The sequence below is a fragment of the Streptomyces sp. NPDC054849 genome (assembly GCF_053610945.1).
The window spans coordinates 1-10,578 of the sequence record NZ_JBSGZI010000081.1; the positions used below are offsets into that span (position 1 = coordinate 1).

The 10,578-nt window shown below is 72.8% G+C and carries 7 protein-coding genes; 5 read left to right on the forward strand and 2 right to left on the reverse strand.

The genetic code is table 11. The features are described 5' to 3' along the window. Nucleotides 1-220: 220 nt before the first annotated feature. A complete protein-coding gene (locus ACWGIF_RS27920; RefSeq protein ID WP_453501557.1) occupies nucleotides 221-907 on the reverse strand; it encodes a hypothetical protein in 687 nt (228 codons plus the stop codon). A gap of 169 nt (nucleotides 908-1,076) precedes the next feature. Here ACWGIF_RS27920 and ACWGIF_RS27925 point away from each other — a divergent pair, with 169 nt between their 5' ends. Then, a complete protein-coding gene (locus ACWGIF_RS27925; RefSeq protein ID WP_453501559.1) occupies nucleotides 1,077-1,448 on the forward strand; it encodes a hypothetical protein in 372 nt (123 codons plus the stop codon). A gap of 227 nt (nucleotides 1,449-1,675) precedes the next feature. Here ACWGIF_RS27925 and ACWGIF_RS27930 read toward each other — a convergent pair whose 3' ends face one another. Next, complete coding sequence (locus ACWGIF_RS27930) at nucleotides 1,676-3,064, reverse strand: amidase (RefSeq protein WP_453501560.1); 1,389 nt, start codon at nucleotides 3,062-3,064, stop codon at nucleotides 1,676-1,678. 935 nt (nucleotides 3,065-3,999) lie between these two features. Here ACWGIF_RS27930 and ACWGIF_RS27935 point away from each other — a divergent pair. The 4 genes from ACWGIF_RS27935 (at nucleotide 4,000) to fxlM (ending at nucleotide 10,466) form a co-directional block, all read left to right on the forward strand. Next, nucleotides 4,000-5,496, forward strand: a complete 1,497-nt coding sequence (locus ACWGIF_RS27935; RefSeq protein WP_453501562.1) for an NUDIX domain-containing protein — start codon at nucleotides 4,000-4,002, stop codon at nucleotides 5,494-5,496. A gap of 101 nt (nucleotides 5,497-5,597) precedes the next feature. Further along, nucleotides 5,598-6,899 (forward strand): methyltransferase domain-containing protein, encoded by a 1,302-nt coding sequence (locus tag ACWGIF_RS27940; RefSeq protein ID WP_453501564.1) that lies wholly within the window; start codon nucleotides 5,598-5,600, stop codon nucleotides 6,897-6,899. Continuing rightward, entirely contained in the window at nucleotides 6,896-7,948 is a 1,053-nt protein-coding gene (locus ACWGIF_RS27945) for an NUDIX domain-containing protein (RefSeq protein ID WP_453501565.1), read from the forward strand. Before ACWGIF_RS27940 ends, ACWGIF_RS27945 begins: the two co-directional genes overlap by 4 nt. A gap of 121 nt (nucleotides 7,949-8,069) precedes the next feature. Then, nucleotides 8,070-10,466: a methyltransferase, FxLD system gene (fxlM, locus tag ACWGIF_RS27950; RefSeq protein WP_453501567.1), complete on the forward strand. Its 2,397-nt coding sequence runs from the start codon at nucleotides 8,070-8,072 to the stop codon at nucleotides 10,464-10,466. Nucleotides 10,467-10,578 lie beyond the last annotated feature (112 nt).

Sequence of the window (10,578 nt, forward strand, 5' to 3'; positions counted from 1 at the left end):
CGGTCCGGCACCCGAGGGCGCCCCTCCACCTGCTTCGGCCCCGGCGCAGGCAGCAACGGCTCGATGAGCGACCACAGTTCATCCGACACGATCCACGGCCGCGACTGACGTTTCCCCACGGTCAGACCAACGACCATCCGAACCGAAAGTCACATGATCAACAGCTTCTGTTAGGACCTCTTAGAGGCCAACGGTCTCATCACCAACACCGGACTCGCTTTCAACCGCCGTCAGGTAGATCTGTAATTGCGGTGCGCACGACGGTCGGCCTGGCGCCGTCGCCACGGGGTATCGCCGTCAGGACGGGCGGCTGCGGCAGCCGCTCGTCGCAGGCGAAATCCAGCCGCGCTTCGCCGGGCGGCAGGCCCTCCGCCGTCCAGGGAACGGTCAGTCGTACGCCCGGGGTGTCGTACGCGGAGTAGGTCCAGGTGCTGTCGTCCCGGGCGGCGTCCGCGTCGAGCACCACTCCCGGCGCGGCCACCGGCCGCTCACGCACCAGGTCGAGCAGCGTGTCCTGGGGCGGGCGCTCCGGCTCGGCTTCGATGATCCAGTGCAGCCCTTCGGGCGGTGGCACGGGCCGAAGGCCTCCGGTGTCGAACTCCTCGAACCTCCAGATCTCGTACCGGTCGGCGCCGTCGGCCGCCTCCGGCCACTGCTGGACGACCTCCACTTCCTCCACGTACGGATACGGGTGCCCGGGATCGACCGGGACCAGCAGGGGCGGGGAAAGGATCCAGTCGAGGTCCGCCGGCTCCTGCGCACCGGCCCCCACCCACGCCGGCATCACCATGCTCCCCCGCAGCACCAGGGCGTCACCCAGCGGAGACCCGACGACGAGACCGAGGAGGTGATCGAGCACGGCCCGGTGCGCGAGGCGCCACCGCTCGCCGTCCGCGGAGCAGGTCACCGGATGTCCGTCCTCTCGTCGATCCGCCCGCTTCCTCGGGCGCGGTGACGGAGCGTTCGTACGCTCACCAGTGGCCCCTGTAGGGATCACCACTGACAACGCCGGGCGGTCGGGCCGGATCCCGCCGCCGGGTCTGCCCGCGCGGCGGTGCCGGCCGCATAATGCGGCGGTGAAGAGCAATCACATCGTCCTCGCCTGCGGACTGCCGCTCGAGGAGCGGATCAGCGAAGTCGTCCGGCTGTGGATCCGCGACGGGCGGGGGCGTGACCACCTTCTGACCGGCAAGGCGTTCTTCGCGGTGTACTCCTGGCACCTCAAGCACTGGACGGACCACGACATCACGTGGGCGGAGTTCGTCACCGCCTCCTACGACGCCATCGGGCGCCGCGGCGGCTGGGAGGCCATGCTGCGGGAGCGGGCCGCGTGCGACGGCTGCGGGGACCTGTACCGGCTGGAGAACATCGGGCTGTGCACCGGATGCATGCGGTACACGTGTTACGCCTGCGGCGCCCACGGGTCCTGCACCGGCGAGACCCTCTGAGGACATCGGAGTCCGGCCGCGGTCACGTGCCGCTCGTGCTCGTCCCGGCCGGTCACGACGTCCCGCTCGCCGTCACCGTCGGGCGCGAGGGGGGCCGGCGCCGCAGTGCGGAGGGGAACCGGCGCGCGGTGCGCGGCGGGCGGGCCCCTCCGGCAAGGTGTACGGGGCGATCGCGTGGCCTGGCGGGTCGAACGGCCCGACGACTCTTCTCGCGAAGACAGGACCGATTAGAAAACGGGCGGCTCCGGACGTCGCTGCGCCCACGGCCGGACCGCCTCCAGTTGCGCCGCCACCCGGAGCAAGGTCAGCTCGTCGTCGCGGCGGCCCACCAGCTGGACGGCGAGCGGCAGTCCATCCGCGCCGTGGCCGGCCGGGACGGAGGCGGCCGGGTGGCCGGTGACGTTCCACAGCGCGGTGTAGGCGACCATCGGGCGCGAGCGCGCCAGGGCTGTCAGCAGTCCCGCGCCGTCCAGCGCTCCCACCGCGCGTGGGCGCGCGGCGATGACCGGCGTGAGCAGCAGGTCCATGGTGGTGAACATCCGATCGGCGCGCTCCGCCAGCCGCTCCCCCGCCCGGATCCCCCGCTCCACGGCGGACTCGGGAACCAGCCGGGCGAGCGCGAGGGTGCCGCGGGTGCGCCGCTCCAGCAGGTCGGGGCGCTCGACGGCGGCGGCCTCCGACCGTACGCCGCCGCAGAACTGAGCGGCGAACGGGGCCGTCGCGTCCGGGTAGCGCGGGTTGACCTCCCGTACGTCGTGGTCCAGTTCTCGCAGCGCCCGTACGGTCTCCAGCAGCGCCTCGACGTGTTCGGGATGCGGGCGCACTCCGGGTACGGCGGGTTTGGCGGAGTAGCCGATGCGCAGCCGGCCGGGCGGGGTCTCCAGAGCCGGCACCCAAGCGGTGGTGGTCGGGCGGGCGCTCCAGCGGTCGGTGGAGGTGGTGCCGGCGAGGACGTCGTAGAGCAGGGCGGCATCGCGCACGGTGCGGGTCAGCGGCCCCACGGTGCCGAGGGCGTACCAGAGGTGGGGGTTCGGGGCGGTGGAGACCCGGCCGCGTTGGGGCTTGAGGCCGAACAGCCCGCAACAGGCGGCCGGGATGCGGATGGACCCGCCGCCGTCGCCGCCGAGCGCCGCACCGACCAGTCCGGCCGCGACGGCGGCGGCGCTGCCGCCGCTGGAGCCGCCGGGGGTGCGGGTGATGTCCCAGGGGTTGCCGGTGTGGCCGTGGGTGTCGGATTCGGTGAACGGCCATTGGCCGAACTCGGGCATCTTCGTCTTGCCGATGATGACGGCTCCGGCGGCGCGCAGGCGGCGTACGGCCTCCGAATCGGCGCTCATGGGCGTGCGGTTGGCTGCGCCGCCGAAGGTGGTGACCTGCCCGGCGACGTCCAGCTCGTCCTTGACGGCGACGGGCACGCCGTGGAGGGGGCCGTCCGCCTTTCCGGCGTCTCGGGCATCGGCCTCGGCGAGGGCCTGCTCGGCGAGGACGACACGGAAGGCTCCGAGGGCCGGGTCGATCCGGTCGATGCGGCGCAGCGCGGTCTCGACGAGGGCGCGCGAGGTGATCTTTCCGGTGCGCACCAGCTCGGCCTGCCGCTCGACACCCTGGAATATCAACTCCGCATCGTCCCGGTCACGTTGCCCGCTCCGTGCGCCGTCCCTGTCCATGGCCACCCCTTCGCTTACCTGTCGGTAACTCCGGGCAAGGCTCGCTCCCCGCCGCTTGTCCGTCAAGCGTCCCGCGGTGGTCGACGGCGAGGGCAGGAGCGACGGCGAGGGCAAGGACGACGGCGATGGGCGTCAGGGCGTCCATGCCCCGGCGCTGCCCGCGCAGTGATGTGCGCACCTGGCCGGACCGGAGGGGCACGCCACGGCCGACAATCCCCCGCACGGGTGAGCAGACCTGTTCGAGCGAGTTTCAGAACGGCGCCCCAGACCCGGCAAGGCCACTGACGCGAGGCAGAACATGCGTTCTCGCATTGCCCCCGAAACAGCCGTGACGGCCTCCATTCAGCGCCGTTCTTAGAGCACCAGTACCAAACCGGCGCCCATCCGAAGGATGTCGTGAATCCCGTACACGCCTACCGCGCAGCCCTCTCTCTGTTCGAACATGAGCCGCTCTCCCCCTGCCCTCGGCCGCGAACGCAGCGCCACGTTGACGCGCCTGTCGGCCGCCGTGGGGCGCTACCGGATACGCCGGTGGCCGTGCTGTGGCGCTCGCCCGTACGGCGCACGGCCTCCATGCCGGTCGCCTCCATGTCCGTCACATCCCTGCCCGTCACATCCCTGCCCGTCGCCTCATGCCCGTCGCCGCCCCATCCGTCGCCGCCCCATCCGTCGCCGCCCCATCCGTCGCCGCCCCATCCGGCGGCGACCCATCCGGCGGCGACCCATCCGGCGGTGACCCGGCAGGCAGGGACCCGGGACCCTGCAGGCAGGGATCACCGTCGTCCGCCGACAGGCCAGGACGGACGGCCCGGAAGGCCCGGCCCGTGACACCCGCCGCCCCTGACGTCCCTCTCCCATCCGCTTCCCTGAACTGCGAGGCCGACTTGCCGCCCACCCGCTCCCATATCCGCGACCTCGTCACCGCCTACCTGGGGCGTCATCCCGCCGAAGCAGAGCCGCTGGCACCGCTGTTGCAGGCGCTGGAGGACGGCGACGAACCCACCAGCCGCTCCACCCTGCCGGGACACGTGACGTGCAGCTGCGTCGTGATCGACCGGGACTGCCGCGTCCTGCACATCCATCACAAGGCCACCGGCAAGTCCCTCGCGCCGGGCGGGCACGTCGAGGCGGGCGACCGGACGCTCGTGGAAGCGGCGCTGCGCGAGGTACACGAGGAGGCCGGGCTCCCGCCCCGTGCCTTGTGCACCACCGCCGCGTACGGGAGCGCGCCCTTCGACATCGACGTCCACGACATCGACGCCAACCCCCTCAAGGACGAAATCGGCCATCAGCACTACGACTTCCGGTTCGTCTTCTGCCTCGCCGACACCTCCGCCGAGGTTGCCCCGCAGCGTGAGGAGGTGTCGGGGGCCGAGTGGCGACCCTTCGGTGACGTGGCTTCGCCGAGCCTGCGGACCAAGCTCGTCGTCTCCGGTCTCGACGGCCGGGTCGAACCGGTGAACGCCTCGGCGCTGATCCACGACGATCAGGGCCGCTACCTGCTGCATCTGAGGGACGACGTGCCCGGGATCTGGGAGCCGGGCGCCTGGGCCCTGCTGGGCGGCGGCCGCGAGCCGGAGGACGCCTCGCTGGAGGAGACCGTGCGGCGCGAGCTGCAGGAGGAAGCCGGCCTCGCGCTGCCCGTACTGAGGCCCTTCGCAGTGGAGTTGGTCACCGGAATCGACGGCATGACCGTACCGGTCCAGATCTTCGCCGGCCGGTGGGACGGCGACCCGGCCGACCTCCATCTCACCGAAGGCGTCATGCTGGCCTGGTTCCACCCGGTGACGATGCCCCGGCTGCGGCTGAGCCCCTCCACCCTGGAGCTGGTGCGCCGGCATGCCGCCGGCGCCCCACCCGAACTCGGTTCCCGTGCCGGATCGGTGGTGCGGCAGTCCCCGCCGGCCGTCCCGGAACAGCGCCCCGGGCCACAGGCCGACGGCAGGAGCGTTCCTCACCTCATCGGCGTCCACCTCTACCTGGAGCGGGACGGCCGGGTGCTGCTCGGCCTGCGGCACCCCGACTCCGCGTTCGCGGGTTCCACCCATCACTTCCTCGCCGGGCACTGTGAGCAGGAATCGGCCGTGAACTGCCTGGTGAGGGAAGCGGAGGAAGAGGCCGGCCTGATCATCGAACCGGACGACGTGGAATTGGCCCACCTCGTCCACCTCGTGGACGAACCGGGTGGGCAGCCGCGGATGGGGCTGGTCTTCCGCGCCCGGCGGTGGCGGGGCACGCCCGAGGTACGCGAACCCGAGCGCTGTGTGTCCTGGGGGTGGTGGCCCGCCGACGCCCTCCCCGACCCCGTCGTCCCCTACGCCCGGGCGGCCATCGAGGGCATCCGGGCCGGCCGCCTCTACACCGAACTGGGCTGGATTTGACCCACGCCGCGCCCCGTCCCCCGTCCCCCGTCCCCCGTCCCGTGTCTCCTGTCTCCTGTCCCCTGCCCCAGCTCCCCTGCCACCGTCTGAAGGAGTCGTACGTGGCCGATGCCATCGTGCCGCCCAGCCTCACCGGAACCACACGTGACGACGACCCCGCCGTGGCCCGTGCGGAGATGGTCGCCCGCCTGGAGGCCGACGGAGACCTGCGGCCCGGCCCTGTCCGCGACGCCCTTCTGGCTCTGCGCCGCGAGGTGCTGATCCCACAGGCGTACGTGCGGCGCAGCAAACCGGACGAGACCCCGCCACGCTGGGACCTCCTCGACTGGGCGGTACCCACGCACCGGCAGGAGTTGACCGATCTGCTGTACGGCGGGCAGAGCGTGCCGGTCCAGCGCGAGGGCGAGCCGATCCTGGGCCGGATGCCGGGCCCGCGCTCGGGCGGATCGATGACCGCGATGTCCAGCACGGCCGGCATGACCGCCGGCTTCCTCCAACGCCTGGACCTGAGGCCCGGGCAGCGCGTCCTGGACATCGGCACCGGCGCCGGGGTGACCGCGGCTGTGGCGTGCGCCGTCGCCGGTGACGACGGGGTGGTCACCGTGGACCGTGATCCGCACGTCACGGCTGCCGCCCGCGAACGGCTGGCCGCGCTCGGCTACCGGCCGACGGCCGCGACGGGTGACGGTGAGGACGGCTGGCCCGGGCAAGGGGGCTACGACCGGATCTTCGTCTCCTACGCCGTCACCCGCGTGCCCGAGGCCTGGCCGGAGCAGTTGGCGCCAGGAGGCCTCGCGCTGGCGAGCCTGTCGACGTCCTCTCCGTCCTGGCCGGGCCTCGCCGTCGTCACCAGGACGGGAGGCGGGCGGGTGGAGGCACGCGTGGAGGCGGTGGAGTTCGGGCACCGTCCCGCGCACGGCTGGAAGCAGATCTTCCTGAACGCCCGCTTCCGGAAACGGATCGGTGCCGGCGACGGCCGGAGCACACACACCACCCGCACGGGCCCGCCCCCGAGCGAGGCGCGTGGGATGTGGCTGGCGCTTGACCACCTGTATCCCGGTCTGGTCCGCAAGTGGGATGCCGACCACCTGGTCATCGGCGCGCCCGTGTGCGGCTCCTGGGTCACCGCCCGGCCCGGCGGCGCCGGAGCGTGGACCGTCGCGGCATCCGGGCCGCGGGAGATCTGGGCGGAGATCCAGGACACCGCCGCCCGCTGGCAGGCCGTCGGCTCCCCCGCCTCCTACCGGCTGCGTTTCGAACCCGGCGGCCGGCAGTGGGTCAGCGCTGGAACCGGACCGGCGGAGCTGTCCTGGCCGCTGCCCGCCACCCCGGAACCGGAAGCAGCCCGGGAAGCCGAGGGCCCGTTCCCGGACCATCACCCGACGCAGGAGACGACCACATGACCTCGATCCCCGCCTCCGTGCCCCGCACGGGCGGCTGTCTGTGCCGGACGATTCAGTTCACGGTCACCGGCCCGCCGGACTACCCCCACACCTGCAGCTGCGGCCACTGCCAGGGCCTGTCGGGAGGTCCGATGATGTCGTGGGTCTCCTTCCCTCTGGACGGCCTGACGTGGCACGGCGGGGGCGGCGAGCCGTCCTGGCACCACACGTGGCCCGACTCCAAGCGCGGCTTCTGTCCCCGGTGCGGCAGCCAGCTCTGCGCCCTCGACGACGGGGCGACCAGCATTGCGATCACGCTCTCCGCGCTGGGGAACCCTCCCGACCTGGTCCCCGTCAACCAGAGCTGTCGGGACACCGCGGTCTCCTGGCTGCCCCCGCTTCCCGACACCCGCCACCATCCCCGCCCTCACGCCCAGCCCCACGCCTGCCGGGAGTCGGCCTTCGCCGGGCCGCCGCCCCGGCATCACGCGGAGAGCGGTGACGCCCGGCACACCGTGCCGGTCGATGTCCATCTCATCCTGCGCCGGGACGGCGAGTCCGGCCCGGAGGTCCTGCTGTCCCGCCGCGCCGGGCCGGTGTACGCGTCCGGATTGTGGCACCTGCCGTCCGGGCACCTCGACCCGGGCGAGGACATGGTCGAGGCGGTGATTCGGGAGGCACGCGAGGAGACCGGCGTCCTCATCGACACCGAGCACGTGACGGCTGCCGTCACCGTCCACCATCGCCCTCCCACAGGCACCGGCTCTCGCATCGGGGTCTTCTTCGAAGTGCGGCAGTGGTCGGGCAAGCCCCACGTGAGGGAGCCGGACCGATGCGACGGCATGGACTGGTACCCGCTGGACACGCTGCCTGATCCGATCGTGGCGTACTGCCGGGCCGGCCTGGACGCCTACCGCGCCGGCCTGCCCGCCGCCGTGCACTTCCAGCACCCCGACGACAGGATCCGGTTCGCCGCGGGCGACCCCGGCCGCACCCGCCTCCTGCCCGCACCGCCTGCGGGCGCGAGGAGCTTCCGTACCGACTACGGGTGCTCGCCGGGCAGCCCGTGACCGCCTGCCGCACGGGCTTGCCGACGATCGGCCCGCAGGTGCTCACAGCCTCACGTCTCCGCACCGCGGGGAGCCCGTGCACACATCGTCCACCGACCCGGACCAGACGAGGAGCAGCACCGTGGAGTATGCAGCCCGCGAGGAGTGGCAGCAGCACTACGCCGACGGAAGGGGATTTCGGCCGCTGGAGGATGTCGAACGGGCGCTGCTCGCCGAGCACGTCCCGGCGCCGGGTGGCGGCGGGCGCGCGCTGGATGTGGGGTGCGGTACCGGGGAACTGGCCGCCCACCTCACGTCGCTCGGCTACGTGGTGGACGCCTGCGACTTCGCCGGCAGCGCGATCGACCGCGCCCGGAAGGAGCACGCGGACGCCGAGGAGGTGCGCTGGCTACGGCTGGACATCGAACGCGACGACCCCGCGGAACTGAACGGGGACGGTTACGACGTGATCACCCTGCGCCTGGTGTATCCGTTCCTGCGCGACCGCAGCCGTGTCCTGCACGCCCTCGGCGAGCGGCTGCGGCCCGGCGGCGCGCTCGTGGTCATCACGCCGACCGCCGAGCACACCCCCGAGAAGCAACGCGGCATCGCCCTCGACGAGGACGAGATCCGGCTGCTCACCACAGGCTGGAAGCAGGCCCGCCGGCGGGACGCGGACGGGCTCGCTTTCCTGGTCCTGCACGGTCCCTGCGCCACCGACACCACGGCGGTGGAGAAGCGCCCGCCCACCGGTCACGCCCTGACCGGCGCCCTCGCCGTCGTCACCGACCCCACCGGGCGGGTCCTGCTCGGGCGGTCCACCCGAGGCATGTGGGAGCTGCCCGGCGGCAAGACCTCCGGATCCGAGGACTTCGCAGCGGCGGCGGTGCGGGAGCTCGGGGAGGAGACCGGCCTGACCGCCTCGCCTGACGACGCGTACGTGGTGACGATGCTCGTCGACGACAGCCACGGGGTCCCCCGGCTCACCGCGGTCGTCCGCATCGTCGCCTGGTCCGGCACTCTCACCAACCGCGAACGGATGTCGTTCGCGCGGTGGGAGTTTCATGATCTGCACGCCCTGGCATGCATCGGCCCCGTGTTCACCCCCGCCGCGCAGTCCCTGGACGCGATCTGGCCCGGAGTCATCCCCGGCCTGCCGCCGGTCCACGCCTACCCGCTCGTCGTCGACCGGCCGCCCGTGCCCGGTGAGCCGGCCGAAGCCGTCCGGCTCCGCCGGAAGATGGCCGAGGCGGTCATCGCCGGCGACTGGGCCCCCTCCGAGCCGGTGCGGGAGGCGCTGCGCACGGTGCCCCGCCACCGGTACGCGCCCGAGAAGGACCTGAAGACCGCGTACGCCGACGACCTGGCCCTCGTCACCCGGCGCGACGAGACCGGCCGGGCGACCAGCTCGGTATCCGCGGCCTGGCTGCAGGCCGACATGATCGAAAGCCTCCGCCTCGGTCCGGGCACGGTCGTGTACGAGGCGGGATCGGGCGGCTACAACGCCGAGTTGCTCGCCCATGTCGTCGGCCCGGCCAGCCGGGTGGTCACCGGCGACATCGACCCGGACGTCGTGCAACGCACCCGCCGGCTGACCACGGAGGCGGGCACTGGGCGCGTGATCGCCTTCCGGGGAGACGGAGCCTTCGGGGCCCCTCCGCAGCACGTGCCCCGCGGCGGGTTCGACGGGAGCGTGATCACCTACAACGTCTGGGACGTCGCCCCGGCCTGGCGGGAGCAGCTCGCCGAAGGTGGGCGCCTGGTCCTGCCGCTGGAGATCGGCGGCTACACCCGGGCCATCGCTTTCGAACGGCGCGGTGATGTGCTGTACGGGCGGAGGTTCACGCACTGCGGTTTCGTTCCGGCCCAGGGTGAGCATGCCCGTACCACCCCGGTCGTCGACCTGCTCGGCGGTAGGTTGCAGGTCCGTTTCGACGACGGACATCCCGTCGCCGTCGAGGGGGTGGAGGAGGCGCTGTGTGGGCCGCGCCATGAGGTCGCCACAGGGGTGACCATGGGCAGCGGCTTCTACTTCGGCTCACTCCAGCTGTACGCCGCCACGACCCTGCCGGGCTTCTGCCGGCTGGCCGCACACGGGGAGAAGGGCGCCGGCTCCACCCGGATCGCGAAGGGTGGTGACGCGCCGGCGATCCTCGGGGGCGCTTCACTGGCCTACCTCGTCCATGTGCAGACCCGGCAGCACGGTGACGGCCCGGCCGAGCAGGAGTGGGAGTGGGTCGTGGACGCCTTCGGCGCTCAGGGTCCGCAGCTCGCCGAGCAGCTGGCGGCCACGGTCCGAACCTGGGACCGCGAAGTGCGCGGCGGGGCCGACCCGGTCCTGACCGTCCACCCGGCCGACACCCCCGATCACCGGCTACCCCCCGGCGACGTCCTGGACAAGAGGCTCTGCCGCCTGGTTGTTCAATGGCCGGGCCGTGACGCCGTTCTCCCGGCACCCGGCCCCTGGCTCCCGGCTCCCGGCTCCCGGCTCCCGGCTCCCGGCTCCCGGCTCCCGTTGAGCGTGGCAGGAGGAGGGTGAGGTGAGAGGGGCGTCGGCGGGCGTGCGGGCTGGCTAGTGTACGCGGGACCCGTAGACCCAAAACCACACGTGTCCCCCCCTGGGTGACCCGTGGGGGGGGCCCCGGCAGGAG

Coding starts and splice junctions, on each gene's coding strand:
- ACWGIF_RS27945 (WP_453501565.1), top strand. CDS start 6,896: ATGACCTCGATCCCCGCCTCCGTGCCCCGCACGGGCGGCTGTCTGTGC.